Here is a 26,488-nt window from a genome sequence, read left to right on the forward strand (position 1 = left end):
GATGTCAGCCTCCACAAACCGCGCCCAAGACTTTGCAGCCTTATTCAATGCTTTTCCGGTAAACGCGCTCATCGCGAACCTTCAAACGACAGTGCAATCGATCGACGTGGATGGGGCGACGTTACCACTCACGCTGAACGATGGGGGCGCCGATAAAACCTGTTATATCTGCTGCCCTTCGACGGCTTACATTGACTACGCCATTGATGAAACGCGCCATTTCGTCAGGCGGCACATGCTCCGCCGCCTGATTGAAGGTCTAATCAAAGCCTGTGGGCCCATTGTACAAGCCGCGGGCCTGGATCGTCAGGTACAGGTGAATAACTGGCTGCTTTCGACCAACCCGATTCCCGCTATCTCAGATGCGGCGGACCTGCGGGATCGACTGCTAGCAACGTATCCCGACCACGCGATTATCATCAGATCGCTCAATGACATCGCTGATCCGACAACCATCGATCAACTGCGTCAAAGTGGCTTTCGCATGCTGCCCGCACGTATGGTCTACATCGCGGCCAGCCTTGATGACCGCAGTTTGTCGAACAACATGAAACATGACCGCCGCCTTCTACGGAACACCCCGCTGCAAATCGTCAGTAACGACGCATTTTCCGACGCTGATTACGTGATCGCCGCACGGCTTTATGCCCAGCTTTATCTTGAAAAATACACACCACTGAATCCACAATACACGGCGACCTACATCCGCGAAATGCACCAGCGTGGGCTGTTCACGCTGATGGGGCTGCGGGATGAGACTGGAACGCTGGTTGGTGTCACAGGATTATTTGAAAACGCTGGCACCCTGACCCAACCGATTGTGGGATACAATACAAATCGGCCGCAGTCCGAGGGGTTGTATCGGATGGTGATGGGTTTGGCCCAGAACCACGCCATTGAAAACGGGCTGTTCTTTCACATGAGCGCGGGTGCCGCATCTTTCAAACGCCTGCGTAGGGCAAAGCCGACCGTCGAATACACCGCCGTTTACGTCGATCACCTGCCGCGCAAACAACGTCTCGCCGTGCGGGTGATGGAACAGGTTCTGTCCCGCATCGGCGTTCCGCTATTGAAAAGGTTTTCCCTATGACATCAGACCATTGGCAGGCCGTCGCGCTTTCAAAAGACATAGGCCGAAAACCCTTGCGCGTGATGTTGGACGGCACCCCAATTGTCTTGTTCCGCGCGACGGACGGTCTCACCGCGCTGACCGACAGATGCCCGCATCGCTTAGTCGAACTATCGAAAGGTCGGGTGATCGATGGAGAGATCGAATGTCCTTACCATGGGTGGCGTTTTGGCGGTTCAGGGCAATGCACGGCCGTCCCTGGTCACGCAGGTAATCTGCCGAAAGCCCGCGTGAAAACGTGGCAGGTGTGCGAAAAGGATGGGGCTGTTTTCATCCGTCACAGCCCGCAGTCGGCAACCCCATACACACATTGTGCCGCCGGGCAGGACGTGATCACGCGCATGGTCCGATCAAACACACAATCGACCGTCATCGATGCCGCCGAAAACATCCTCGACGCGACCCACACGCATTTCACCCACAAGGGATTACTGCGGGGGCTCAGTTCAAAACGAGTGTTGGTCGACGTGACCGTCACCGGCGGCGATGGCTGGGTCGAGGCCTGCTATACCGGCGAAGACAAACAGCAGGGTGTCGTCAGCCGCACATTGGAAGGGACGCGCACAAAAACGATTGGGCGGTTTCGGGCACCCGGCATCGCGGAATTGGAATACTGGGGGCCCGACGGTCTGACCCTTGCCACCACCTTTCATCTTCGCCAAGCGTCACCGGATCGTGTCGAAGGGATCGGGTGGTTGATTGGTCCAAACACAGGGATCGGCGCACAGATAAAGGCATTGGCGTTTAAACCGATGTTCAAACTTGCGCTGCATCAGGACCGTCGGGTGCTGTCGTCGGCCAGTCGCAACGCCGCTTTGTGGCCTGATGCCAAACCCGTCTTGGGGCCATTGGATTTCCTACGCAACGATATCGCCGCCATCATGTCAGGCCGCTTACCGGACTGCGCTGAAACCCCAAGAATCCATCAGATTCAGCTTTGATCCGGTCCATTCCATTCAATATCTCGGGTTGATGCGGACTGAAGGCTGACCCGATCGCGCAGTGCAATTTTTCCGATTTCCACCAAAGCATTGAATTGCTGACGCTTTGGACGCGGGTCAGTGGGCCAATCCAACGGGTCTTGGGCGGTCCGATACCTGCGCCAGAATTCTCGAATCTCTCCAGTCCTGATCGCTTTGGGCAGCCCATAGACCCACATCGCCAGTTTCACGGCTTGGGTTTGCGATACACCAGACACAATTGCGGGTCCTCTACCGCAAACTGCGGCTCCAAAGGCCGCTGGATCACGGAAAAAATGCACGCCACTTGTGGCCCGCGGATTGCATTCAAGCGGCATGATCGTGTCATCAGCCTGCCGGATGAAATCAAATGAAATCTGTCCCGTCCAACCTGTGCCAGCAACAAAACGGGTCACAAAATCCGTGATCTGATCATCATGAACAGGCGCGAAACAAATGCCCGCACCTTTGCCCGCGCGATACAACGATTGATACTGCGCCAACCCCAACATTTTACCATCTCTCGCAATGGCATAGGTGCTCATTTCAACACCATCGACAAACGCCTGCGCGACCCATGGTAATGCGGCCGAAGGGGCCAATGTGGCACGTTGCCGGGCGGTCGGTTTGATCATGACTTCCGATGCAAAGCGTGACCACTGCGGTTTAAACACGACGCCTTCAGGCTGCGCGTTCCGATCAGCCTTCGACTTCAACAACGCTGTTTCGGGCGCGGGCAAGCCCAAGTCCTTCACTGTCTCAATAAAGGCGTACTTGTCATGAACTCGGGCAAGATCCGCCAAATCAGGGCACCAAATTGGGACCTTGATGTCGGCTTTTATCATCGCAAGGTAAAAGACCTCTTCACACGTCGGGATAATAAGATCGACGTTGTGATCAGTCGCAATCCGTTGAATTGTCGAACGAAACGCAGAATGCGTGCTGCGTGGTGACGGCAAAAGGTGGAACTGTGTGCAGGCAACACTGGCAGCGGCCATCGGCGATGGGATGCTACAAGCAAGATGAACGCGGTGTCCCGCAAAATGAAATAACCGCGCAAGATGTAGCGCAACTGGCGCGCGCGCGCCCGTGATGAGGATGGTTCTCGCAGTCATTCGGCCAGTTTAGCCGAAAACATCTGCCTGTTCTGTAAGTTTCTTATGCCGCGACTTGATACGGCGTTTGCATCGCAATCTCGCCCAAACCGTCAAGTTCCATGACCGCCACCAACGCACGCGCGGCTTCTAGCGACAACGTGCTATAGACGGACAATCCAGCGTCAAAAATGTCGTTGGATTTCGGGCAGAACATCAACGCGCCTGTGTTGGCAAAGATGATTTCGTCTTGAGCAAACACCAATGTGATCAATTCGATCTGCTCTGCTGGCGGCACGCGTACGATCCCGCGAAATCCTTCCAACGCAAGTGCCGGGATCATCGCGAACGGATCGCCAAATACTTCTTCTGCCGCGTCCGCTTCGATCATGACGGATTGGGTCGGCATCAAGATCATGTCGTCGCGATTGCCCAACGCTTCGGCTGGAACAAACAGCGGCCACGTATCTGCAGGGGCCAGTTCGCCGCCAGTGACCAGTATTTGACGGTGCACGGCGGCAACTGTCTGCATGCCCCCGTCGAATGTCAAAACCAGATCGCCAACAGCAACTGCCGCGACATCGCGCCACCCGAATTGCGTTGCGACCTGTGTGCCGGCGACAAGCCCAGTCGCCAATTCTGCCAACGTCGCGTCAGCCAATAAGCCAGCCTCGGCTACTGTACTGCGTCCCCAAATGTCTTTTTTAAACTCAAACATTGGCACAATCCCCTTTTCCCGTGGCACCGACCGAATTGGTTTCAGTTCTCGCCGCTTGCACAACCAGTAGGCGACGATTCTCAAGACGATCGTGCGTTGGAAAAAGGGCAAGTTTGCGTCTTTGTTGCGTGGTTGATGGGGAATTAACCCTTATCGGCGGTATTCATCACAAACTCGAAACAAATTTCGATCCCAACGGCAACCCGCACAACCCTAACGCTTAAATTTATATCCGAAATTGGCGATATCATCGGCACACACCGTTGCGATAATCTGTGCATCAGCGTCGTTGTAATAGTGTCGCCAGTCACGTTCACGGTCGGACGCATTGACGCGATTCACTTTACAAGCAAAGCCCAGATGATCCCAAAGCGGCCGCAGATCATCTTCCAAGGCTTCAAGCCGTGCAAATAGATTGCAGCGCAAAACGCCATCTGTGTCGGTGACATAGGACCGATATGGCTGAGATTGGAATCCTGCCATAATCGCCTTATGATTGATGAATTCGCTGAATGTCAGGCTTTGCGCTAATCCCACCGCAGGGTGCTGAAAACGTTGCGATTGCAGCCAATGGTAATAGCTAACCGCCCTATCCCAAGGGTTTCGCACAATCGTAAAGACGAAAAAATCCGACGGATCGACAACTCCCGCGACATCGGCCAGCGTACTGTGTTTCCAAAGCCGCCCCGCAGGTGTCAGGTCTTTCAACCGTCCTTTGCGACGTTTTGCCTTGGGCGTGTCACCGATCAGGATATCATCTTTCATCGCACGATCTTCTAGCGCCAAGGCCAGCGATGTCCCCCCCGTTTTGGGGATATGCACAAAGATATACTGACGGCCCTTTGAAATGATCATACCGCGGCTTCGACTTGTCCTGTGCGCAGCGAAATGATGATGCCGGACGCCACGATCAGCAGAAGTCCGATTGCCCCCACGCCGTCCGGCACCTCGCGCCACAATGCGATGGCCCAGAGCGTCGCAAATACGATCATGCTGTTTTCAAAGACGGCCACAAAACTAGCTTCGCCTAACTGATATGACTTGATGATCAGGCCGACCCCGATCAACGATCCGACGCCTTGTATCAGCGTCAGGATCATAAACGTCCCCTCAAAAGGCACCCACCCACGGAACACAAATCCGTCGGCGCCCGCAGGGACATCTGTCACGAAATGGCCGATCAGGATCATACCAACCCCGCCAATCACCAACATAAAGCCAAAGAACATCGCAAGCAGCGAAAGCGTCCCTTCGCCGTCACACCACCGCCGCGTTGTAATGATCCCCATCGCGTGAAACGCGCCCGCTATCATGGGGGCGAAAGTCCACAAAGACAGGCTTTGCATATCCGGTCGCAGCACCAGGACGATACCGACAAACCCGATGATCACAGCCGCGCTGCGTCGCAATCCAACCGTTTCGCCGAAGAACAGAACCGAAAAAATGACCACAAATATTGGCGCGGTGAATAACCCTGCCACGGCCTGCGCAATCGGCATGATCCCCAGACAGCCGAAATAGATCAACATGGCGACGGTCGCAAAAAACGTCCGCCCTAGAACCAAGGCCGGACGCTTCGGGCGCAGTCCGATTTTCATGAAGGCCGCAAGAACGCCTAGAATCCCTAATGCGATCAAAGACCGCAAAAAATGGAACTGCCACAAACCGCCGGTTTCAGCGGCTAAGCGCATGAAATTGTCGATCAATCCGAACAACGCCATGGCGCTCAGCGTGCAAAGAACTGCAAGCTTCGGGTTTTGGTCTGATACGGCCAATTCGGTCTCCTTATTTCGTTCTTTGACCTTGTCGTTTTCGATAATCCCTGACTAGTCTAATTCGGACAACATTTGGGAGGTGTGCGTCATGGCGTGGATGAAAGACGAAACCGGCTTGGACAAATGTGCGGCCAATCATGTGCCGCTCACACCTTTGTCGCATTTGATACGAGCGGCGTCCGTCTTCGCGGATCGGACCGCATTAATCTACGGCGACACGCGATTGACCTATGCCGACTACTACACCCGCGTGACCCGCTTGGCGTCCGCTCTGGTGAAATCCGGCGTCAAACCCGGTGACGTGGTGGCGACGATCCTGCCGAATATTCCTGCGCAATCCGAAGCCGCCTTTGCCGTGCCTGCCTGTGGTGCTGTTTTGAATACCATCAACACGCGCCTTGATGTGGACACGGTCGCCTACATCTTCGATCACGGCGAAGCGTCCGTTGTGATCTGTGATAGCCAGTTTCTACCCATATGCATGAATGCCGTGGCGCTCATGGACGGCCCAGCCCCTTTGATCATCGAAGTCCCCGATCCCGTTGCAGGTGTGCCCGGCATCGGCGAACAGCAAGATTACGAAGATTTTCTAGCAACCGGTGATGCAGATTTCACGTGGACCATGCCCGAAGACGAATGGGAAAGCCTCGCGCTGAATTATACGTCCGGCACGACAGGCCGTCCCAAAGGCGTCGTTTACCACCATCGCGGCGCATATCTGATGACGATGGGTACGCCGATCTCGTGGCAATTGCCGCTGTTTCCGATCTACCTGCAGATCGTACCGCTATTTCACTGCAATGGCTGGAACCATACGTGGATGATGCCAGCACTTGGTGGAACGGTCGTTTGCTGTCGCGATATTACGGCAGCAGCAATTTTTGACGCCATTGCCGATCACGGCGTCACGCACTTCGGGGGCGCTCCGATTGTCCTGAACTTAATCGTGAACGCAGCCACGCGCCGCGACTTTGACCACACCGTAGAGGTTTACACCGCAGGCGCCCCACCCGCCCCTGCGACACTGGCCGCGATTGGCAAGCTTGGCTTCAATGTCACGCAGGTTTACGGGCTGACCGAAACCTATGGCCACGTGACCGAATGCATCTGGAACGACATGTGGGATGACCTGCCAGCGGATGAACAATCGGCGATCAAAGCGCAACAAGGCGTGGCTTTCCCGATGATGGACGACATTACGGTGGTCGGTGAGAACATGACCCAAGTGGCGATGGACGGGGCCACGCAGGGCGAAATCGTGATCCGCGGGAACGCGGTTATGAAAGGGTATTACAAAAATCCGGAAGCGACCGCCAAAGCTTTTGCTGGCGGTTATTTCCATTCCGAAGATCTCGCGATCCAACACCCCAACGGCTACATCCAAATCTCGGATCGGGCCAAGGACATCATCATTTCCGGTGGTGAAAACATCTCGTCTGTCGAAGTCGAGGCCGCACTGATGCACCATCCGGCTGTGAACCTATGTGCCGTCGTGGCCAAACCGGATGATAAATGGGGCGAAGTGCCTTGCGCCTTTATCGAACTCAAAGACGGGGCTATGGCAGACGAAGCAACCATCATCGCGTTCACCCGCGAACGGCTTGCTGGCTTCAAAACGCCCAAAAAGGTCGTCTTCCAAGACCTCCCCAAAACGTCGACCGGCAAAATTCAGAAGTTTGAACTGCGCAAATTGGCAAAAACGCTCTGATTTCATCTGCCCACCACAACTCATTTCGACATCAGCGGCAGGCGCATCTATTCAACGTCGTTCCAGCACGCTAAACTATTGAAAAGAGTGAAACAGGCATATGACGGCACTGACCCAATTTGAGCGGCTGGAAAGCGGCGGCGTTTGGCGCGAAACCGCAACGTCGGATCCTATCGAGGTGACCGTTTCCTTTGGCAAAGCCACACTGGTCTTGCACGACAGCACGGAACAACCCGTGACACATTGGTCCCTGCCTGCCGTGATGCGGCGCAACCCCGGTGTGCGACCTGCCCTGTTTGCGCCAGCGCCCGACGCCGAAGAAACCCTTGAAATTGAAGACGACCTGATGGTCGACGCCATTGAAACGATCCGCAAGGCTTTGCTTAAATCCGCCCCCAGTGCACCACGCCTGCGCGGGTTCGTCACATTGGGCATTCTTGCTGCGATCATAGGCGCCGCTGCCTTTTGGGGGCCTGGGGCCTTCATGCGGCAAACGCTTTCGGTTGTTCCTGATTCAAAGCGTAACGAAATCGGCGCTACCATATTGGGGCATTATCAACGCCTCACCGGACCGACCTGTCGCAATCCTTTGGGGGCGGCACCTCTCTCAAAGCTGAAAACACGCCTCATGGGACGTGATGCGAAAGGCCAGATCGTTGTCGTGCAGACACTCCCGCAAGGGGCCACTGTCCTGCCCGGCAACATCGTCTTGATTGACCGTGCCTTGATCGAACAACTTGACGATCCGGCCATTGCGTCCGGCTTTATCGTTGCTGCGATTGCTGGCCGCGATAGCCACGATCCACTCGGCGATGTTCTGACGGATGCAGGCCTGAATACAACTGTGCAGCTATTCACCACAGGCGATATCCCCGGTGACGTCCTGTCGAACTATGCCAAGTCGGTCCAAGCGCTAGACGTAACCCCAGCCAAACCGGACGATCTGCGCACGGCTTTTGATGCGGCGGACATACCGTTGGCCCCTTATGCCGCTATTCGTGATCCTGAAGGGGCCCAATTGGGCGAAATCACAGACGGTGACACAGCGCCGATCCTGACAGATAGCGAATGGGTCCGCTTGCAAGGCATCTGCGCCAGCTAAACAGCCCAATCCGACACCTGCGCAAGAAAAGACCCCGCGATAACGTGCGAGGCCCTTTCCCGGGAGAACCGATTAGTTCCGGGTAAACGCGTCTGAAAAGCCTGCGGCGCGCGCGGCTTGTAGACCAGTCTGAAGTTGTGATGCGGCTGCGAAAGGCCCTAGGATCACGATCTTGATCGCTTGGCCGCCGCGTGTCGTGTTCGCGAATGTGACAGGCCAACCACGCGATTGGAATTGTCCAGCGAGGCGATTTGCATTGGCGTGATCACCAAAGCTGCCGACCTGCACAAAACGGTGCGCTGTCGCCGCAGCCGCAGGTGCGCGGACTGTGGCAGGTGCCACGCTTTTTGATGATACAGTCGCGGTCGGTGCCGCCGCTGGTGCTGCGATCAGCCCCTCTGCAATGGCTTGTTCGCGCGTGATGCGGCGAACGCCGCGGTTCGGGTTGATCCGCCCGTCATTCCAGACACGGGTGTAACCCGCAGGTGGCCGGATCGGCGCAGCAGCACGCACAGCGGCTGGTGTCGGGTTAGACGCGGGAACGGCGGGCCCTGAAAATAGCGACGTCGGGGCCGTCGCACGGGCGCTATATTCGGTACCGGATGGCGATTCCGTTTGCGGCCCACAACGTACAGGGTTGCCTGGCGTCGCAACAAGATACTGGGCGCTGATGCCCGTCACACCCGGACACGCGCCGGTGCTGATAACACTCGTCGAAGCAGGCGCTTGAGCCGCTGGTGCACGCGGTGCCAGCGCCATCATTGGTGCAGACGGGGAAGCGGGGCCAGCATTCGTGGCAACCGCCGCGACGACAGTTGGCGCGGGCAATGGTGCAGGTGCTGCTGGGCATGCAACAGGTTGGCCCGTCGCGAAATCTGTAAACCGACGACCAGTCGCGGCGATTTCCGCGCAAATTTCTGCCAGAGTCACGCGGCGCGGTTCAGGCGCGGCGACCGCAGCTGGAACGGATGCGGCGATCACCTCTGGTGCAGGACCACAATCGATAGGTTCGCCGGTTGATCCACTGATAAATCCGGCCTGTATACCAGAACGCCCATCACAGGCTTGCGCCAATGTGATCCGTGGTACGTCGGTTACGGTCGCGACCGCAGGGACAGAAACAGTCGCTTGTAAAGCGGGCGGAAGCGGTAGTGGGGCTTCGGGAGCTGGTGCCGCTGCTGCAACAACCGGTGCCGGGCCACAATCAATGGGTTCGCCACTGGACGTCGCGAAACCTGCCTGAATACCAGAGTTTCCCTCGCACACCTCAGCTAAAGTCACACGGCGGGGTGCGGGCGCTGCTGGTTCTACAACCGGGGCAGGGACAGCCGCTGCAACAACAGGTGCGGGTTGTGGCGCAACCACGGGTGCTGGCGCCGGCGTAGGTGCGGGGGCCGTAACAACACGGGCTTCAGGCACGTCCGTGAAAGTAATGATAGGGCCAGACGCAGCCGTCGGACCGGAAGCACCTGAAATCTGAGTCGGTTGAAAACCGCAAAGCTGATTACGCTGACGGTCAACGCGCGGCACCCAATTCACAAGAACGCCTTGGCCTGCGCGCACAAACGCGCAGCCAGCGCTATCGACATACTGGGTTCCACGGTAAGATGTCGGCGGAAACTCGGCCGGTGTGGCAAGCGATTGCGCTTGCACTGCCAACGTTGCCCCAGCCGTCAAAGCCACAACACTTACAAAACCGAATGCCGCCCGTACCATATTGGTTGTATTCCCCACCATATTTTGTGTGAGGATGCCCCAATCGGCCTATTTTGTAAACAATCTGTTTACAAATGTACTGCGATTACTTCGTGCCAAACATCCGGTCACCCGCATCACCAAGACCCGGCACGATATAGCCCTGCTCATTCAAATGACTATCGACTGCAGCCGTGACGATTGGCACATCAGGATGGGCTTCTTTCATGCGGGCAATGCCTTCAGGCGAGGCTAGCAAGCAAAGAAAACGAATGTTCTTGGCCCCTGCTTTTTTGAGCAAATCAATCGCGGCCACAGACGAATTACCGGTCGCCAGCATCGGATCAACCGCAATCACCAGACGCTCTGACATCTCTGTCGGAACCTTGAAATAATACTGCACCGGCTCCAGCGTTTCTTCGTCACGGTACAACCCGACAAAGCCAACACGGGCAGACGGGATCAGTTCAAGTACACCATCCAAAAGGCCGTTCCCCGCCCGCAAGATCGACACCAGCGCCAGCTTCTTGCCGTCCAAAACAGGGGCATCCATCGGCTCAAGCGGGGTATCAATCCGCTTTGTTGTCATCGGCAGACCGCGTGTGACCTCGTAAGCCAAAAGCTGTGAAATCTCGCGCAGAAGCTGGCGGAATACGGCGGTAGATGTATCCTTCTGGCGCATCAGCGACAGTTTGTGCTGCACAAGCGGATGGGTCACATGGTTGAGATGTTGTTCAGTCATTTTTGGCATCCTCTAGGCGTTTGACAATCGCAGCACGCGTGGCGTCGTCACAAAAAGCGGCTTCAATTGCAGTCGTATTCAGCGCATCAAAGTCTGGGCGATCCCAGCCAAAGACGCGGTTCAGGTTTTCGAATTCTTCAGTCATTGTCGTGTGGAAGAACGGCGGGTCATCGGTCGACACAGTCACCTTCACGCCGCGATCGCGCAGTTTGGCGATCGGGTGGCTTTCCCAGCTTTCAACGGCTTTCAGAACAACGTTCGATCCCGGGCACACCTCTAGAACGACACCGTCTTCCGCCAGTTGATCCACCAACGCATCGTCATGGATCGCGTTAATTCCGTGACCAATCCGTTCGACTTTCAAATCGCGTAGAGTGTCAGCGACCATGTCCGGCCCACCCCATTCGCCAGCGTGACACGTCAACCGCAGTCCGGCTTCGCGTGCCATGTCAAAACTATAAGCATAATCGCCGGGCCGCCCGACCTGTTCAGCGCCAGCCATGCCAAATCCGGTCAAATAATCGCTTGCAGTTTCAGCCGCGCAATGCGCGGCTTTTTTGGCTTGTTCAGGGCCTTCGTGGCGCAGGCACGTCGCAATCGCACGATGCACGATGCCAAAATCTTTTTCAGCGGCATCAGCCCCCTCTTTGATCGCGGCCAGAAATTCACGCCAAGCGACAAGATCACATTTCCCGCAGAAATCGGGCGAAAGAAAGGTTTCTGCGTAGATCACACCTGACTTTGCGGTCTCTTCCAACGCAACATAGGTCAGACGCCGGAAATCTTCTGGCGTTGTCAGCGCAACAGTTGCCCCGTCATAGACCTGAATGAAATGCGCAAAGTCACGGAAGCTGTAGTTGCCGTCGTCGTCGAAAGACGCGCTCACGTCGATCTTCTTTTCCTGTGCCAACTGGCGGATAAACGACGGCGGTGCAGCCGCTTCGTGGTGCAAATGCAGCTCCACTTTTGGCATAGTCGCAAAGGTCATAAAAAGCTCTTTCCTTGGCCCGCGTAGGGCACGTTCAGATGGTCCGCAACACTGGCGGCCACATCAACAAAATCAATCTGCCCTAAAGGCTTGGCACCGATCCCGTGAACCAACACAGGCACCCGTTCGCGCGTGTGGTCCGTTCCAGGCCAAGTCGGGTCATTGCCATGATCTGCGGTCACGATCAACAGATCATCCGCACGCAGGCGCGGCAGAATTTCGGCAAGTGCTGCATCAAACCATTCCAGTTGTGCGGCATATCCTGCGACATCCCGACGATGGCCATATTCACTGTCAAATTCCACGAAATTCGCAAACGTCATGGACCCCGCCTCGGCCGTATCCACAAGCCTGTTCAGATCACCCATCAGGTCAACGTCGCGGCCTTTCGTAGTGCTATCAATGCCCCGCATTGAGAAAATATCGCCAATCTTTCCAACACCATGCACCATGCGCCCGGCATCATGGACATAATCGCAAAGCGTGGGCGAAGGTGGCGCAATGGCAAAGTCGCGGCGGTAAGCGGTTCGCTCAAATCCGGTTTCAGGGCTACCAATGAAAGGCCGTGCAATCACCCGCCCAATCTTCATCGCGTGCAACGTCGGCGCGATTTCTGCGCAAAGCTTCAACAGCCGCTCACGTCCGAACGTTTCTTCATGCGCTGCAATTTGCAGCACGGAATCCACGGACGTATAGCAGATTGGCCATCCGGTCTGCATGTGCCGCGCGCCTTCCGCGTCGATCACTGCCGTACCACTGTCGTGACGGTTGGCAAGAATGCCGCCCGTCCCCGCAGCTTCGCAAATCATCACGGTTAATTCGTCCGGAAAGGTAGGTTCTGTTTTGGGAAACGTATGCCAATCCCACGGCACAGGGACGCCCGCCAATTCCCAATGGCCCGAAGGCGTATCTTTCCCGCGTGAAATCTCGGTCGCAGCCCCCCAAGCGCCCGTTGGCAACGTGGTAAATCCATCAAGAACCTCGCCAGAGGCAAGCGTCACAGCCGCACCAAGCCCCAGCGCGTCAAGCGTCGGCACACGCAACCCGTGCTTTTGCGCAATATGGGCGACAGTGTTGGCGCCCGTATCAGGTAAATCGCCATTGAAATATTGATCCGCATCAGGTGCGCCACCAATCCCCACACTGTCGATCACAATGACAAAGGCACGGGCTTGATCGGTCATGGATCAATCCTTTCGATGATCAACGACGTGGGCGCGGGCATCTCGCCGATCGTGATCGCGGCGCGCACGGCGCTGGCCGCGGCATCTGCGGTGTCGTCATCTGCGGCATGAACAGTGCAAAGCGGCTGGCCCGCCGCAATCGCATCACCGACACCGACCATATTGGCCAAACCGACTGACGGATTAATCTGATCTGTCTCGACCTGCCGTCCGCCGCCCAATGCAACAACAGCAAGACCCAATGCTTCGCCATTGATCGCAGCAATATGCCCCACGTCAGACGCAACAATATCACGTACAACTTTGGCTTTCGGCAAATGCGTGTGCCAATCATCGGCCATGTCAGGTGGGCCGCCAAGCGCTGCAACCATATCCGCAAATCGGGTCATCGCAGCGCCAGAACTGATCGCGCTTTCCAACCGGACCTTCGCCTTTGCTTCTTCTTCGCCATGTAACGCCAAAACGCGCGCGCCCAGCGCAACGCTCAAGTCGTAAAGGCGCGGCGCAGCGGCACGATCACCACCCAAAACTTCCATACAAATGGCGATTTCCAACGCGTTGCCCAGCGCTGGCGCCAGCGGGCTGTTCATATCCGTGACCATCGCCGCCGTCTTGCAGCCCGCCCCATTCGCGGTGCCAACCAATGCGCGGGCCAATGCAGCCGCTTCGCCTTGGGTTTTCATGAACGCGCCGGATCCCGCTTTCACGTCCAACACCAGCCCATCAAGTCCCGCAGCCAGTTTCTTGGCAAGGATCGACGCTGTGATCAAATCCATACTTTCGACCGTCGCGGTCACATCACGGATCGCGTAAAGCCGTTTGTCTGCTGGCGCGATGCTGCCTGTCGCTCCGACAATCGCGCAGCCAACATGCCCGACGATCTTGCGCAGCTTGGCCTCATCGACCGAAGTCGACAAACCGGGGATCGCTTCCAACTTATCAAGCGTGCCGCCTGTGTGGCCCAACCCGCGCCCCGATATCATCGGCACGTAGACACCACATGCAGCCAATGCAGGCGCAAGGATCAGCGACACACAATCGCCAACACCACCTGTCGAATGTTTGTCCAGAACAGGCCCGTCCAGTTCCCACGCCAGCACATCGCCACTGTCGCGCATACCGGTCGTCAACGCCACGCGCCCCGCATCAGACAGGCCGTTCAGACACACCGCCATCGCAAAGGCGCCAGCCTGTGCATCGCTGACCACACCAGTCGCCAAACCACTGGTGAACCAAGCAAGTTCTTCTGGCGCAGGGGTTTGTTTGCGGCGCACCTTCGCAATGATCGCACGGGCATCCATAACTTACGTCCGCGTCATGTAATCAGCATCGAATGATCCGGGCAGCAGTTGACCGACGGTTGTCACCTCTTGCGGGCCGTCAGTCGTCAACATCGTCACAACCGCATCACCACCTGCAAATTCGGCCAGTTTTTGACGGCATCCGCCGCATGGCGTGACCGGCTTGGGACTATCGGCAATCACGGCGACTTCGACAATGTCGCGTTCGCCCGCGGCGACCATCGCGGCAATCGCACCAGCCTCTGCACAGGTGCCTTCAGGATAGGCCACGTTTTCGACATTGCAGCCGACATAGATATTGCCAGCAGCCGTTTTCACAGCCGCGCCGACTTTGAAATTCGAATAAGGGGCGTGGGCGTTTTCGCGCACAGCACGGGCGGCATCGGTCAATAACATACAAGGCTCCTGTCGTTTGATCGGATCAATGTGACGAAGCGCGCGGGGCGATGCAAGTCAGAGTTCGGTGCGGAAATCACCGCGCAGCGCAACTTCCAACAACTCCAGATCGTCGCTCGGCGCGCTATACCGCGTGCGCATCCCCGGCGGGATCACAAAGGCATCACCCGCGACCAAGGTATGTGGGGCCTGTCCGTCGCCTTCCAACACGAATTCCCCCTGCATAACAAAGGTAAAATAGATGTCAGCATCATGTGCAGCCCAGACCGGATCGCCCTGCCCGCGCCGGATCACTTGCACACCTGCGACATCCTTGGTGTTTTCCGCAATCGTCGTATCCCGTGCAATGAATCCCGGCAGCCGCGCGTCCACCCATGTGCCACCTTCCGCGACGTTATGCACAAAACGCTGGCCATCCCATTCACGATCACGGTTCACAACCGCAGTGGGCAAGGTCATCTCGTGATCGATTTCCGTCACGTGTTCAGCTGGCACACCGATCTCAATCACCTCGATGCCGTCAGACGCCTCTAACACGCGATGTCGGATTTCAGGCGGCTGGATAAAGCAATCCCCCGCCGTCAGTCGGATCGGTCCACCTTGATCTTCGTAGACGACATCAACCCAGCCACGGTAGCAGAAAATCAACTGAAACCCGACCTTATGATAATGCACCATGTCAGGGACCGGACCACCATCTGGTATACGAATGTGGCTCGCGATGATGGAACCGCCCAAACGGTCGGGGATCAAATCGCGATAATGCATGCCTGCGCGGCCAATCACCCACGGGGCCTGATCAGCAAGCCGACGCACAACGAAGCTATGGTTGGTCTCGGGCAAGATCAGCGGTGGATTGAGGGGCACGACAGAAACCTGCGTCCCGCCGGGCGATACAAGCTGCGTTTTCCCATCTGCAAACGTCTGATCATCAGTCGCAAACTGTAGCCTGCCAGCCGATTGTGCAGCATCCGCATCCAACTGAACCGCCAAGCCATGGCCGCGAAACGACGCGACTTTGGGATCATCGGCAGGATAAATGCGATCCATTTGCATGCCCAACACCTTCGTAAAAAAGCCGATGTCAGCAGTCAGGTTTGTGGTCGGCAGGCAGATTTCTGCTCTGATCTCTGTTTTTTGGGTCATAGGTCACAATTTGTCGCGCGCATTGATGATTTGCAAGCTAAGTTGATCCATGGTTTGAGCAGGCAAAACACGAAGCTTTCCTTACGTCAGGAAAAGTAGTTTAACGTTAAACAAATTATTTGGGATGGCGATATGACCGATAAAGCGAAAGAAGCACTGCGCGACGCGGCACTGCATTACCACCAGTTCCCTAAGCCAGGAAAACTGGAAATTCGCGCAACAAAACCGCTTGCCAACGGACGCGATCTTGCGCGCGCCTATTCCCCCGGTGTGGCTGAAGCCTGCATCGAAATCAAAGGTGATGCCGACACCGCCCGCGATTACACGACGCGTGGCAACTTGGTCGGAGTGGTCACCAACGGCACGGCTGTTCTGGGCCTTGGCAATATTGGTGCGCTGGCGTCAAAACCCGTGATGGAAGGCAAGGCGGTTCTATTCAAGAAATTCGCCAACATTGATTGCTTTGACATCGAACTGGACGAACCCGACCCTGAAAAGCTGGCTGAAATTGTCTGCGCTTTGGGGCCAACTTTTGGTGCGATTAATCTTGAAGACATCAAAGCCCCCGATTGCTTCATCGTCGAAAAAATCTGCCGTGAACGCATGGATATTCCCGTCTTCCACGACGACCAGCACGGCACCGCCATCGTCGTCGGCGCTGCCGCAACCAACGCGCTGCGGGTCGCCGGCAAGTCTTTCGAGGACATCAAAATCGTTTCGACCGGCGGTGGTGCGGCTGGCATCGCCTGCCTCAATATGTTGCTTAAGCTAGGCGTAAAGCGTGAAAACGTGTGGCTTTGTGATATCGAAGGTGTTGTCTACGAAGGCCGCGAAAAAGACATGACACCGCAAAAAGCCGAATATGCGCAAGGCACGACGCCCGCGACCTTGATGGATGTGATCGACGGGGCGGACCTGTTTCTGGGCCTGTCCGGTCCCGGCGTTCTGAAACCGGAAATGGTCGCGAAAATGGCATCAAAGCCGATCATTTTCGCACTTGCCAACCCGAACCCGGAAATTTCACCCGACGACGCACGCGCTGTCGCCCCCGACGCCATCATCGCAACGGGCCGCAGCGACTATCCGAACCAAGTGAACAACGTCCTGTGCTTCCCGTTCATCTTCCGCGGCGCATTGGACGTCGGCGCGACAGACATCAACGACGCGATGAAAATCGCCTGCGTTGACGGCATCGCAGCCCTCGCCCGTGAAACAACGTCAGCCGAAGCAGCCGCCGCCTATTCCGGCGAACAACTCACGTTCGGCGCAGACTACCTGATCCCAAAACCATTCGATCCGCGCCTGATGGGTGTCGTCGCGACCTCTGTCGCGAAGGCCGCGATGGAAAGCGGCGTCGCCAAACGCCCCCTCGCGGACGTCGACGCCTACAAAGCAAATCTTGACGGATCAGTTTTCAAATCTGCTTTCCTGATGCGCCCGGTATTCGAAGCCGCCCGCAGCGCCAGCCGCCGCATCGTATTTGCCGAAGGCGAAGACGAACGCGTGTTGCGCGCGGCCCAAGCGATCATGGAAGAAACCACCGAACAACCGATCCTGATCGGCCGCCCCGAAGTGATCGAAGCGCGCGCGGAACGTGCAGGCCTGAAAATCAAGCCGGGCGTTGATCTGCAAATCGTGAACCCTGAAAACGATCCGCGTTATCGCGATTATTGGAACACCTATCATGACATCATGGCGCGGCGCGGCGTCACACCAAACCTCGCCCGTGCCATCATGCGGACGAATACAACAGCCATTGGCGCAGTCATGGTGCATCGTAACGAAGCAGATTCATTGATCTGCGGCACATTTGGTCAATTCCTGTGGCACATGAAATACGTGACCGAAATCTTGGGGTCCGAGTCATTGCATCCCGTAGCGGCCCTATCTCTGATGATCCTCGAAGATGGGCCATTATTCATCGCCGATACTCAAGTCCACGCGGAACCAACGCCCGAACAAATTGCAGAAACCGTGATCAGCTGTGCGCGTCACATCCGTCGTTTTGGGATCGACCCCAAAATTGCGCTTTGTTCGCACAGTCAGTTCGGCAACCTCGACAATTCCTCTGGCCGTCGGATGCGCGCGGCAATGGAAATCCTTGACGCGGCCCCCCGTGACTTTGCCTACGAAGGCGAAATGCACGTTGATTCCGCTCTCGATGTCGAACTGCGCAATCGCGTGTTCCCCAATGCGCACCTGCCCGGCCCGGCGAACTGTCTCGTCTTCGCGAATACCGACGCGGCGTCTGGCGTGCGTAACATCTTGAAGATGAAAGGTGGCGGGCTTGAGGTTGGGCCGATTCTGATGGGTCTCGGCAACAAAGCCCACATCGTGACACCGTCCATCACAGCACGCGGTCTGCTGAACATGTCAGCCCTCGCAGGGACACCGGTTGCGCATTATGGCTGATACGCAAACGCCTGTTTTTCTTTGCTTTAAATGGGGTCAGGGGTATCCGTGCAAGTACACGAACATCTTGTATCGGGCCTTGTCCGATATAATGACGACCCCGTTTCGCATGGTCTGCATCACGGACGATACGACGGGTCTGGCCGACGGGATTGAAACACAACCGCTGCCCGAATTCGCGATTGATCGCGCGGATTGGGTCAAGGGCATGTGGCCCAAGTTATCTGCGTTTGCGCCTGGCATCATTGCGCCGGGCACACCCGTGATCATGGTCGATGTGGACGTGGTCGTCTTGCAGGATTTGACGCCCCTTTTCGATCACATCAAGCGTAAAGGCGGCCTGCATATCATTCAAGAAATCCCCGATACCCTACCCCGCATGTTCCCATCGATGTTCGGCAAACCGTTGATGTCCAATTCATCCGTCGTCGGCTTTGTTGCGGGCACGCAGGACCACCTTTTTGAGATGTTCCATGATAAGACCTACGATCAGTTACGCGAATTCCGGAACGATCAGAACTTTATCCATTACCATGCCAAAGATAAGCAATCTTGGCCCTTGGGCTGGATGCTCAGCTTTAAGAAAAGCCTCGCCTATCATTTCCCGCTCGGCCTTTTCCGACCGATAGCGCGGCCAAAGGATGCATATATCGTCATCTTCCATGGAAAACCAAATCCGGAAGACATGACCAAAGGGGCCTTCACCCGCTGGGGATCGAACGAGAAATTTGGTTATTTTCCGGTCAAATGGATCAAAGAGTACTGGCAAAAATACGTCCGCCCGACCGACATCTAATAGGCGGCACGCGCTACCCCCCATCAGATTAGTCAATAAGTTTACAATCCTTCGCTTTTCCGCGCGGACCAAGCTTGCTCCACATTACAAAACCAGCAACAAAGTTGCGTAGACTTCGGGGAGGAAGAATATGTCGTACAAAAGCGTTTATGCCGCAGCAAAAGCGGATCCTGATGGGTTTTGGCTGGAACAGGCGAAGGCCATTGATTGGGTCACACCGCCAACGAAGGCGCTGAACGACAGTAAGGCCCCACTTTACGAATGGTTCACCGATGCAGAGGTTAACGCGTGCTACAACGCCGTTGATCGTCACGTCGAAAACGGGCGCGCGGATCAGGCCGCGATTATCTACGACAGCCCGATCACGGGATCAAAAGACACGATCACCTTCGCGCAGTTGAAAGACAAGGTGGCAGGCTTGGCCGGTGCGATGCGCGACAAAGGCATCACAAAAGGCGACCGCGTTATCATCTACATGCCGATGGTGCCCGAAGCCTTAGTCGCGATGCTGGCCTGTGCGCGGATCGGGGCGGTGCATTCTGTTGTCTTCGGCGGATTTGCGGCCAACGAACTGGCCGTCCGCATTGATGACGCGACACCCAAAGCCATTTTGGCCGCCTCTTGCGGCGTCGAACCTGGGCGCGTCGTTGAATATAAGCCGTTGTTAGATAACGCAATTGAGCTTGCGAAACACAAGATCGACTTCACCATCATTCTGCAACGCGACGAACAGCGGTGCGATATGATCGCAGGGCGCGACTTCGATTGGAAAGATGTTCAAGACGGCGTCGCACCGGCCGATTGCGTGACCGTTTCGGGTGATCATCCTGCCTATATCCTTTACACATCCGGCACGACCGGGCAGCCCAAAGGCGTGGTGCGCCCGACGGCCGGTCATCTGGTCGCGCTGAACTGGACGATGAAAAACATCTATGACGTCGATCCCGGCGATGTGTTCTGGGCCGCGTCTGATGTGGGTTGGGTCGTTGGGCACAGCTATATCTGTTACGGGCCGCTGATCCACGGGAACACAACTGTTGTATTTGAGGGCAAGCCGATTGGCACGCCGGACGCAGGCACATTCTGGCGGGTCATTTCCGAACATAACGTGCGGTCCTTCTTCACTGCGCCTACTGCGTTCCGTGCGATCAAGCGTGATGACCCCACAGGTGCATTGATCAAGAACTACGATATCTCCTGTCTTCGTGCCCTGTACCTTGCGGGCGAACGCGCTGATCCAGACACGATCGAATGGGCGCAAAACGTCATGGGCGTTCCTGTGTATGACCATTGGTGGCAGACCGAAATCGGCTATCCCGCCGTTTGTAATCCAGCTGGTATTGAACCGATGCCCGTGAAAATCGGGTCCCCAAGTGTCGCCCTGCCCGGCTTCGACATTCAGATTTTGACCGATGAAGGCGAACCAATGGCTGCGGGCGAACTAGGGGCCATCGCTATCAAGCTGCCCTTGCCACCCGGAACTTTGCCGACGCTTTGGAACGCCGAAGAACGGTTCCTCAAGAGCTATCTCAACACGTTCCCCGGTTATTATGAGACCGGCGATGCAGGGATGATCGACGAAGACGGTTATCTTTACATCATGGCGCGGACTGACGATGTGATTAACGTGGCGGGCCACCGGTTAAGCACAGGCGCTATGGAAGAAGTATTAGCCGGTCACCCCGATGTTGCGGAATGCGCAGTAATCGGTGTGACGGATCAGTTAAAAGGCCAGCTGCCGATGGGCTTTGTCTGCTTGAACAATGGGTGCGAAACGCCCAACGAACAGATCATAGCCGATTGCATCAAACGTGTGCGCGATACGATTGGTCCGGTTGCGGCGTTCAAGCTTGTCGCTGTCGTCGACCGCCTTCCCAAAACACGCTCAGGTAAAATCCTGCGGGCGACGATGGTCAAAATCGCGGATTCCGAACCGTTCAAAATGCCTGCAACGATAGATGATCCTGCCATTCTGGACGAGATCAAAGCAGCGTTGCAGCCCATGGGTTACGCCGCAGACTGACAATCCAATAGCCCCCGCACTATGCGTGGGGGCTAGATCAGCGCCATACGTTCCGCCCTTTCCGGATCCGGAAACGGGCGGAAAAGCGCCATATCGGCAACCCCGACCATTTGATGAACCGTTGTATACAGGCGTTCCGTTTGTTCATCATGGGTGCCGGTAAATCGGAATGCCTGATCAAGCTGCGTCATATTTTCGACTGCGATCTCAAGTTGGAAATCACGGGCCACCGGCGCGCCAAAGCCCAATTTGCGCCGACACAATCGCCATGTCTGTATCACGCCATTGGATTGCAGGTGGGTCATCCACGCCTCGACCGCGACGGCAAAGGCCACCGCTTTTGCATCATCCTTCAGATCGATCGAGCATTGATAAAGATTCATAGACTTGTCCTTCGCTGGGTTATGCACCCTACGCAGAACTAACCTTCAAAACCGTTAAGCGAACTGTTCGCGGATCAGGCGTTCTTCTAGCCCATGGCCCGGATCGAACAAAATGCGATGCTGCACGCTTGGATCAGACCTGATTTCGACGCTCACCACATCCTTCACCGACTTGCCGTCTGCATCGGCCATCACCGGACGCTTTGCGCTGTCGATCACGTCAAAGCGCACAACGGCCCGCTTTGGCAATAACGCACCGCGCCAACGCCGCGGCCGAAACGCAGCCATCGCCGTCAAGGCCAGCACGTCCGATCCGATTGGCAGAATTGGACCGTGAGCCGAATAGTTATAGGCGGTCGATCCAGCGGGCGTGGCGACCAATGCGCCATCACACACCAGTTCCTTCATCCGCTCTTTACCGTCCACCGAAATCCGTAAACGCGCCGCCTGGGGTCCTGCCCGAAGCAATGAAACCTCGTTAATTGCCAAGGCTTCATGCATTTGACCATCGACGGTCAGGGCATTCATCACCAACGGGTTGATGACCTCTTCTTCAGCCTCTTCAAGGCGGGACCGCAAATCATCCGCGTGAAATTCATTCATCAAGAACCCGACAGTCCCACGGTTCATCCCGTAGACTGGCGCAGACAGTTTTTGGGTCGCATGCAGGGTCTGCAGCATAAAACCGTCACCGCCCAAGGCCACGATGACGTCCGCTTCTTCCTGCGGCACATTGCCATGGGCCTGCGACAAGGCAGATAACGCCTGCTGGGCCAAAGGCACCGGACTGGCAACAAAAGCGATCTGACGACGCGGCATAGCACTGAATTCCTTAACAAGTCCTATAGACATCCCCTGATCAAAGACGAAACGCAAGCAACGGATCGGAAACCAATCATGACGGGCTCATAACGATCATGGTCGTTTTGATGCTTTTGACGAAGCCCATCCTGCGTTAAGACGCTGCCAAACGTCACCAAAGGGGATTTCCCGTCATGAACGACACTGTCCGCGATACCGGCTTTTTCACCGAAACCATCGCCACACGCGACCCAGAACTGCACGCTGCCATGCAGTTGGAACTGAAGCGTCAACGCAAAGAAATCGAACTGATCGCGTCCGAGAACATCGTTTCCGCCGCCGTCATGGAAGCCCAAGGCAGTGTCCTGACAAACAAATACGCCGAAGGTTACCCAGGCCGTCGTTACTACGGTGGTTGCCAGCACGTTGATGTGGCCGAAAACCTTGCCATTGATCGCGCTAAGCAATTGTTTGGATGCGACTTTGTGAACGTTCAGCCGAACTCTGGCTCACAGGCGAACCAAGGTGTGTTTCAGGCCCTGATCAAGCCGGGCGATACCATTTTGGGCATGTCACTAGACGCTGGTGGTCACCTGACCCACGGTGCAAAGCCGAACCAATCCGGTAAAATTTACAACGCGGTTCAATACGGCGTCCGTAAACAGGACAGCCTGTTGGATTACGACGAAGTCCAAGAATTGGCGACTGAACACCAGCCAAAACTGATCATCGCGGGCGGCTCTGCGATCCCACGGATCATCGATTTCAAGCGCATGCGCGAGATTGCCGATTCTGTTGGCGCATATTTGTTGGTCGACATGGCGCACTTTGCCGGTCTCGTCGCGGCAGGCATCTACCCGTCGCCGTTCCCATACGCGCATGTGGCCACCACAACGACGCACAAAACCCTACGCGGTCCACGCGGCGGCATGATCTGCACTAACGACGAAGCGTTAGCGAAAAAGTTCAACTCTGCCATCTTCCCCGGCATCCAAGGCGGCCCGCTGATGCACGTCATCGCTGGTAAAGCTGTGGCTTTCGGCGAAGCACTGCGCCCCGAATTCAAGTCCTACCAAGAACAGGTTGTGAAGAACGCGCAAGCCCTGGCAGATCAGTTGATGAAGGGTGGCTTGGACATCGTATCCGGCGGCACAGACAGCCACCTGATGTTGGTGGACCTGCGTCCGAAAGGCGTGAAGGGCAACACAACAGAGGTCGCATTGGGCAACGCCCATATCACCTGCAACAAAAACGGCATCCCGTTTGACCCTGAAAAGCCGATGGTCACATCCGGTATTCGCCTTGGGTCCCCTGCAGGTACGACTCGCGGATTCACTGAAATCGAATTCCGTCAAATCGCAGATTGGATCGTCGAAGTTGTCGATGGCCTTGCCGCCAACGGCCCAGATGGCAACGGCGAAGTCGAAGCCAAGGTGCGCGCCGAAGTTGAAGCGCTTTGCGATCAGTTCCCGATCTATCCGGAACTCTAAAAACAGACGCCTTTCCCGATGTTTGATCGGGAAAGGCATCGCACGCAGGTCTTAACAAAAGACATACACCGTGCCACAAAACCGCATGACTGATATTGCGCCGCTCACGACGTTTCGTGGCTTTTTCCAACTCCTGATCCACTTCACGCTGAAACAGGCCTCCGCCTGCATATTTGGAATCTGTCTGCTGATCGCAATGATCGGAACGCGTATTATCTGGCAGGATGATTGGGGCTTCGCGCGGTATGACTGCTTGTTGCTCATTGCCATTGCGCTGCAAATCATCTTCCTGAAAACCGGCATTGAAAGCATGGAAGAGGCACGGGTCATCCTGCTGTTTCATATCACCGGTACGGCTATGGAGATCTTTAAAGTCCATGTAGGATCATGGGCTTACCCCGACCCCAGCCTCATCCGCATCTACGACGTCCCGCTGTTTTCGGGGTTCATGTATGCCGCCGTGGGCAGTTACATGGCGCGGGTCGTGCGGTTGTTCGATATGGAAATGACGCCCTTCCCTCCCGCTTGGATGCACTTCGGCCTCGCGTCGCTGGTCTACGTCAACTTCTTCAGTCACCATTTCGTCACCGACATCCGCTACGCACTATTCGCCGCGACCATCCTAATCTACGGGCGGACCCAAATCTGGTTCCGTGTAAGACGCCGCTGGATGTGGATGCCGCTGCCGCTGGCCGCGTTCCTGTCCAGCTTCTTTCTGTGGATCGCAGAGAACATCGGAACAGCAACCGGCACGTGGCTTTACACCGGACAATCGGCATTCGAAATGGTGCGGTTTGCAAAAATGGGGGCGTGGTATTTGCTGCTTTACGTGTCCTTCGCGACTGTCACTTTGGTCGTGCGGGTGACGCCTGAACCGGGGCAGGAAAAGCGCCCCTTAGGCTAGACCAGCCCGCGCTGCACCATCACGTAAATCACTGCAATAAAAGTGATAATCAAAACGGCAGAGACTGCGCCAAGCATATTCAGCAGCCGCCCTTTGAAACGATCGCGTGGGTCAATTGTCTTGAGGTAAGCGATGACCCTTGCGGCGGATTTACTGATCTGGCTTTGATCCACCATACGGGCCAATTTCGGGTTCTCGATCAGGGTGAGCGCATCCGCGACGCTGCGCGCGTCACGACGAATGCGGCGGGGCAAACGACGGCCCGCTTTGCGGATTTGAGCGTCGAGCGTTCGACCACGGGCACGAAGACGCGAATCGAGCAGTGCACGCATTTCATCCACTTGATTTTGAAGCATTTCTTCGGCCATTGTGGCAATATAAATGCTAGGCCTTTGGGGTCAACGCGAGAGAGGCACAATGCTGAATACCATCATTCATGGCGAACAAACTGACAAACCCACTTTGCTGATCGCGCATGGCCTTTTCGGGTCCGCGCGGAATTGGGGGGTGCTGGCGAAACGGCTGTCTGCAGACCGTCAGGTCGTCGCGGTGGACATGCGCAATCACGGCGCAAGTCCTTGGTTTGAAACGCATTCTTATGAAGATATGGCGGCTGATTTGGCTGATGTTGTGGACGCGCCTGTGGACCTTTTGGGGCATTCGATGGGGGGGAAGGCCGCGATGGTGATGGCGTTGGCGCATCCGGCAAAGATCAACAAACTGATCGTCGCGGACATCGCACCTGTCACTTACAATCACACGCAGATGGGGCCGCTACAGGCGATGCGGGATGTCGATATGGCGTCGGTCAATTCACGGGCCGATGCGAAGGCGCAGTTGAATTATCTTGATCCGGGTGTGGACGATTTTCTGCTGCAATCCTTTGATCTGAAAGAGAAACGTTGGAAGTTGAACCTTGATGTTTTGGCGACTGAGATGCCCAAGATCATCGGGTTCCCGCATGTGGATGGGACGTTTGACGGGCCGACGCTGTTCCTGTCGGGGGCCACATCGGACTACGTCAAACCGGACTACCGCCCCACGATCAAACAACATTTCCCCGCCGCTAAATTCGCGAAAATTCCGGGGGCGGGGCATTGGCTGCACGCGGAAAAACCACGCGAATTCGAGGCGTCAGTTTCGGCGTTTTTGGACATGTGATTTGCGTGCACAAGGCGTGCACAACCCGTGCACCGCGCGGTCGGGTCGCGGACGGGTAACATCTGCACCGCATAAACGGGGTTTTCCACGATAAGGACCCCCGCCATGCCGCCCAAGAAAATGACTGCCACCGACCAGAAACGCTATGCCGAAATGGTGCAGGTCGCGTCTGAAACGCTGTGGGATTTCCGGCACCCTGATTTCGTGAAATCGATCCTGCCGCGCGAATGGTCGGACATCCCGCTGGACGCAGTGCCGGAAAAAGTGCGGATCACGCTGCGGGTGGATACGGACGTGGCAAAGTTTTTCCGCAAGCTGGGGCGCGGAGTCTATCAGGACCGGATGAACACGGTGCTGCGGACGTTTATGCTGGCGCGGCTGACAGAGGTGCTGGGGACCGACGAAGGCTTCATGCTGGCCGAGACGGACGAGCTGGGGAAGCTGTACCTGTCACAGGAGGCGGATTTGCTGGCGGAAGTGGAGAAGCTGCGGCGGAAGCGGATGGGGATTGGGTGAGCATTATAAACGCGTTTCGTTCCTAGCGCTTTATTGACTTATTAAGAAAAGCACACCATATTCAG

At 56.2% G+C, this 26,488-nt stretch carries 25 protein-coding genes; 11 read left to right on the top strand and 14 right to left on the bottom strand.

Annotated elements, in window-relative coordinates; all coding sequences use genetic code 11:
• Window position 1 precedes the first annotated feature (1 nt).
• The gene (locus MWU61_RS05995; RefSeq protein ID WP_247127379.1) at window positions 2-1,090 is read left to right on the top strand and encodes a GNAT family N-acetyltransferase; all 1,089 of its coding nucleotides are present in this window, start codon (window positions 2-4) and stop codon (window positions 1,088-1,090) included.
• Window positions 1,087-2,070, top strand: a complete 984-nt coding sequence (locus MWU61_RS06000; protein WP_247127380.1) for a Rieske 2Fe-2S domain-containing protein — start codon at window positions 1,087-1,089, stop codon at window positions 2,068-2,070. The genes MWU61_RS05995 and MWU61_RS06000 overlap by 4 nt, the downstream gene beginning before the upstream one ends.
• Here the strand turns inward: MWU61_RS06000 and MWU61_RS06005 are convergent.
• The 4 genes from MWU61_RS06005 to MWU61_RS06020 all read right to left on the bottom strand — a co-directional run bounded on the left by MWU61_RS06005 (window position 2,061) and on the right by MWU61_RS06020 (window position 5,675).
• Window positions 2,061-3,203, bottom strand: a complete 1,143-nt coding sequence (locus MWU61_RS06005) for an ATP-grasp domain-containing protein (protein ID WP_247127381.1) — start codon at window positions 3,201-3,203, stop codon at window positions 2,061-2,063. The genes MWU61_RS06000 and MWU61_RS06005 overlap by 10 nt on opposite strands.
• Window positions 3,204-3,246: 43 nt before the next feature.
• Window positions 3,247-3,900 (bottom strand): Hint domain-containing protein, encoded by a 654-nt coding sequence (locus tag MWU61_RS06010; protein WP_247127382.1) that lies wholly within the window; start codon window positions 3,898-3,900, stop codon window positions 3,247-3,249.
• A 213-nt stretch (window positions 3,901-4,113) separates the two neighbouring features.
• Window positions 4,114-4,755 (bottom strand): sulfotransferase family 2 domain-containing protein, encoded by a 642-nt coding sequence (locus tag MWU61_RS06015; protein ID WP_247127383.1) that lies wholly within the window; start codon window positions 4,753-4,755, stop codon window positions 4,114-4,116.
• The gene (locus MWU61_RS06020; RefSeq protein ID WP_247127384.1) at window positions 4,752-5,675 is read right to left on the bottom strand and encodes a DMT family transporter; all 924 of its coding nucleotides are present in this window, start codon (window positions 5,673-5,675) and stop codon (window positions 4,752-4,754) included. Before MWU61_RS06020 ends, MWU61_RS06015 begins: the two co-directional genes overlap by 4 nt.
• 88 nt (window positions 5,676-5,763) lie before the next feature.
• Here MWU61_RS06020 and MWU61_RS06025 point away from each other — a divergent pair, with 88 nt between their 5' ends.
• Together MWU61_RS06025 and MWU61_RS06030 are read left to right on the top strand one after the other, a co-directional pair.
• Window positions 5,764-7,383 (top strand): AMP-binding protein, encoded by a 1,620-nt coding sequence (locus MWU61_RS06025; protein WP_247127385.1) that lies wholly within the window; start codon window positions 5,764-5,766, stop codon window positions 7,381-7,383.
• Window positions 7,384-7,483: 100 nt separating this feature from the next.
• Window positions 7,484-8,485 carry a hypothetical protein gene (locus MWU61_RS06030; protein WP_247127386.1) on the top strand — a complete coding sequence of 334 codons (1,002 nt, stop codon included), beginning with the start codon at window positions 7,484-7,486 and terminating at the stop codon, window positions 8,483-8,485.
• 72 nt (window positions 8,486-8,557) lie between these two features.
• On the opposite strand, the gene MWU61_RS06035 is transcribed toward MWU61_RS06030, so the two are convergent.
• From MWU61_RS06035 to MWU61_RS06065, 7 genes are all read right to left on the bottom strand, one after another.
• Window positions 8,558-10,201 (bottom strand): SPOR domain-containing protein, encoded by a 1,644-nt coding sequence (locus tag MWU61_RS06035; protein ID WP_247127387.1) that lies wholly within the window; start codon window positions 10,199-10,201, stop codon window positions 8,558-8,560.
• A gap of 85 nt (window positions 10,202-10,286) precedes the next feature.
• Window positions 10,287-10,922 carry a uracil phosphoribosyltransferase gene (upp, locus tag MWU61_RS06040; RefSeq protein WP_247127388.1) on the bottom strand — a complete coding sequence of 212 codons (636 nt, stop codon included), beginning with the start codon at window positions 10,920-10,922 and terminating at the stop codon, window positions 10,287-10,289.
• Complete coding sequence (locus MWU61_RS06045; RefSeq protein WP_247127389.1) at window positions 10,915-11,910, bottom strand: adenosine deaminase; 996 nt, start codon at window positions 11,908-11,910, stop codon at window positions 10,915-10,917. Before MWU61_RS06045 ends, upp begins: the two co-directional genes overlap by 8 nt.
• Complete coding sequence (locus tag MWU61_RS06050) at window positions 11,907-13,094, bottom strand: phosphopentomutase (protein WP_247127390.1); 1,188 nt, start codon at window positions 13,092-13,094, stop codon at window positions 11,907-11,909. Before MWU61_RS06050 ends, MWU61_RS06045 begins: the two co-directional genes overlap by 4 nt.
• Entirely contained in the window at window positions 13,091-14,395 is a 1,305-nt protein-coding gene (locus tag MWU61_RS06055) for a thymidine phosphorylase (RefSeq protein ID WP_247127391.1), read from the bottom strand. Before MWU61_RS06055 ends, MWU61_RS06050 begins: the two co-directional genes overlap by 4 nt.
• Window positions 14,396-14,398: 3 nt before the next feature.
• On the bottom strand, window positions 14,399-14,791 hold the full coding sequence (locus MWU61_RS06060) for a cytidine deaminase (protein ID WP_247127392.1): 393 nt from the start codon (window positions 14,789-14,791) through the stop codon (window positions 14,399-14,401).
• A gap of 57 nt (window positions 14,792-14,848) precedes the next feature.
• Window positions 14,849-15,937 (bottom strand): cupin domain-containing protein, encoded by a 1,089-nt coding sequence (locus MWU61_RS06065; protein ID WP_247127393.1) that lies wholly within the window; start codon window positions 15,935-15,937, stop codon window positions 14,849-14,851.
• A 132-nt stretch (window positions 15,938-16,069) separates the two neighbouring features.
• Between MWU61_RS06065 and MWU61_RS06070 the strand changes: the two genes are divergently transcribed.
• The 3 genes from MWU61_RS06070 to MWU61_RS06080 all read left to right on the top strand — a co-directional run bounded on the left by MWU61_RS06070 (window position 16,070) and on the right by MWU61_RS06080 (window position 21,168).
• Window positions 16,070-18,349, top strand: a complete 2,280-nt coding sequence (locus MWU61_RS06070; RefSeq protein WP_247127394.1) for an NADP-dependent malic enzyme — start codon at window positions 16,070-16,072, stop codon at window positions 18,347-18,349.
• Window positions 18,342-19,145 carry a hypothetical protein gene (locus MWU61_RS06075; RefSeq protein WP_247127395.1) on the top strand — a complete coding sequence of 268 codons (804 nt, stop codon included), beginning with the start codon at window positions 18,342-18,344 and terminating at the stop codon, window positions 19,143-19,145. The genes MWU61_RS06070 and MWU61_RS06075 overlap by 8 nt, the downstream gene beginning before the upstream one ends.
• A gap of 130 nt (window positions 19,146-19,275) precedes the next feature.
• Window positions 19,276-21,168, top strand: coding sequence for a propionyl-CoA synthetase (locus MWU61_RS06080; RefSeq protein ID WP_247127396.1), 1,893 nt, complete (start codon window positions 19,276-19,278; stop codon window positions 21,166-21,168).
• A 32-nt stretch (window positions 21,169-21,200) separates the two neighbouring features.
• On the opposite strand, the gene MWU61_RS06085 is transcribed toward MWU61_RS06080, so the two are convergent.
• Together MWU61_RS06085 and MWU61_RS06090 are read right to left on the bottom strand one after the other, a co-directional pair.
• A complete protein-coding gene (locus MWU61_RS06085) occupies window positions 21,201-21,551 on the bottom strand; it encodes a DUF6614 family protein (RefSeq protein WP_247127397.1) in 351 nt (116 codons plus the stop codon).
• 54 nt (window positions 21,552-21,605) lie between these two features.
• The gene (locus MWU61_RS06090) at window positions 21,606-22,427 is read right to left on the bottom strand and encodes an NAD kinase (protein ID WP_348106681.1); all 822 of its coding nucleotides are present in this window, start codon (window positions 22,425-22,427) and stop codon (window positions 21,606-21,608) included.
• Window positions 22,428-22,546: 119 nt separating this feature from the next.
• Here MWU61_RS06090 and glyA point away from each other — a divergent pair, with 119 nt between their 5' ends.
• Together glyA and MWU61_RS06100 are read left to right on the top strand one after the other, a co-directional pair.
• Entirely contained in the window at window positions 22,547-23,842 is a 1,296-nt protein-coding gene (glyA, locus tag MWU61_RS06095; protein WP_247127399.1) for a serine hydroxymethyltransferase, read from the top strand.
• A 70-nt stretch (window positions 23,843-23,912) separates the two neighbouring features.
• Complete coding sequence (locus MWU61_RS06100; protein WP_348645573.1) at window positions 23,913-24,746, top strand: DUF817 domain-containing protein; 834 nt, start codon at window positions 23,913-23,915, stop codon at window positions 24,744-24,746.
• Here the strand turns inward: MWU61_RS06100 and MWU61_RS06105 are convergent.
• Window positions 24,743-25,102, bottom strand: a complete 360-nt coding sequence (locus MWU61_RS06105) for a hypothetical protein (RefSeq protein ID WP_247127400.1) — start codon at window positions 25,100-25,102, stop codon at window positions 24,743-24,745. The genes MWU61_RS06100 and MWU61_RS06105 overlap by 4 nt on opposite strands.
• Window positions 25,103-25,163: 61 nt before the next feature.
• On the opposite strand from MWU61_RS06105, the gene MWU61_RS06110 reads away from it, so the two are divergent.
• The gene (locus MWU61_RS06110) at window positions 25,164-25,907 is read left to right on the top strand and encodes an alpha/beta fold hydrolase (protein WP_247127401.1); all 744 of its coding nucleotides are present in this window, start codon (window positions 25,164-25,166) and stop codon (window positions 25,905-25,907) included.
• A gap of 105 nt (window positions 25,908-26,012) precedes the next feature.
• Window positions 26,013-26,423 carry a BrnA antitoxin family protein gene (locus MWU61_RS06115; protein WP_247127402.1) on the top strand — a complete coding sequence of 137 codons (411 nt, stop codon included), beginning with the start codon at window positions 26,013-26,015 and terminating at the stop codon, window positions 26,421-26,423.
• Window positions 26,424-26,488 lie beyond the last annotated feature (65 nt).

Origin of the sequence: Loktanella sp. F6476L, assembly GCF_023015725.1 — a bacterium.
Taxonomy (GTDB): Bacteria; Pseudomonadota; Alphaproteobacteria; order Rhodobacterales; family Rhodobacteraceae; genus Yoonia.

Bases quoted from the DNA above. Each gene is read 5' to 3' on its own strand.
- MWU61_RS05995 (WP_247127379.1), top strand. From the start codon at position 2: ATGTCAGCCTCCACAAACCGCGCCCAAGACTTTGCAGCCTTATTCAAT.
- MWU61_RS06000 (WP_247127380.1), top strand. From the start codon at position 1,087: ATGACATCAGACCATTGGCAGGCCGTCGCGCTTTCAAAAGACATAGGC.
- MWU61_RS06005 (WP_247127381.1), bottom strand. From the start codon at position 3,203: ATGACTGCGAGAACCATCCTCATCACGGGCGCGCGCGCGCCAGTTGCG.
- MWU61_RS06010 (WP_247127382.1), bottom strand. From the start codon at position 3,900: ATGTTTGAGTTTAAAAAAGACATTTGGGGACGCAGTACAGTAGCCGAG.
- MWU61_RS06015 (WP_247127383.1), bottom strand. From the start codon at position 4,755: ATGATCATTTCAAAGGGCCGTCAGTATATCTTTGTGCATATCCCCAAA.
- MWU61_RS06025 (WP_247127385.1), top strand. From the start codon at position 5,764: ATGGCGTGGATGAAAGACGAAACCGGCTTGGACAAATGTGCGGCCAAT.
- MWU61_RS06030 (WP_247127386.1), top strand. From the start codon at position 7,484: ATGACGGCACTGACCCAATTTGAGCGGCTGGAAAGCGGCGGCGTTTGG.
- MWU61_RS06035 (WP_247127387.1), bottom strand. From the start codon at position 10,201: ATGGTACGGGCGGCATTCGGTTTTGTAAGTGTTGTGGCTTTGACGGCT.
- upp (WP_247127388.1), bottom strand. From the start codon at position 10,922: ATGACTGAACAACATCTCAACCATGTGACCCATCCGCTTGTGCAGCAC.
- MWU61_RS06045 (WP_247127389.1), bottom strand. From the start codon at position 11,910: ATGACCTTTGCGACTATGCCAAAAGTGGAGCTGCATTTGCACCACGAA.
- MWU61_RS06050 (WP_247127390.1), bottom strand. From the start codon at position 13,094: ATGACCGATCAAGCCCGTGCCTTTGTCATTGTGATCGACAGTGTGGGG.
- MWU61_RS06055 (WP_247127391.1), bottom strand. From the start codon at position 14,395: ATGGATGCCCGTGCGATCATTGCGAAGGTGCGCCGCAAACAAACCCCT.
- MWU61_RS06060 (WP_247127392.1), bottom strand. From the start codon at position 14,791: ATGTTATTGACCGATGCCGCCCGTGCTGTGCGCGAAAACGCCCACGCC.
- MWU61_RS06065 (WP_247127393.1), bottom strand. From the start codon at position 15,937: ATGACCCAAAAAACAGAGATCAGAGCAGAAATCTGCCTGCCGACCACA.
- MWU61_RS06070 (WP_247127394.1), top strand. From the start codon at position 16,070: ATGACCGATAAAGCGAAAGAAGCACTGCGCGACGCGGCACTGCATTAC.
- MWU61_RS06075 (WP_247127395.1), top strand. From the start codon at position 18,342: ATGGCTGATACGCAAACGCCTGTTTTTCTTTGCTTTAAATGGGGTCAG.
- MWU61_RS06080 (WP_247127396.1), top strand. From the start codon at position 19,276: ATGTCGTACAAAAGCGTTTATGCCGCAGCAAAAGCGGATCCTGATGGG.
- MWU61_RS06085 (WP_247127397.1), bottom strand. From the start codon at position 21,551: ATGAATCTTTATCAATGCTCGATCGATCTGAAGGATGATGCAAAAGCG.
- glyA (WP_247127399.1), top strand. From the start codon at position 22,547: ATGAACGACACTGTCCGCGATACCGGCTTTTTCACCGAAACCATCGCC.
- MWU61_RS06105 (WP_247127400.1), bottom strand. From the start codon at position 25,102: ATGCTTCAAAATCAAGTGGATGAAATGCGTGCACTGCTCGATTCGCGT.
- MWU61_RS06110 (WP_247127401.1), top strand. From the start codon at position 25,164: ATGCTGAATACCATCATTCATGGCGAACAAACTGACAAACCCACTTTG.
- MWU61_RS06115 (WP_247127402.1), top strand. From the start codon at position 26,013: ATGCCGCCCAAGAAAATGACTGCCACCGACCAGAAACGCTATGCCGAA.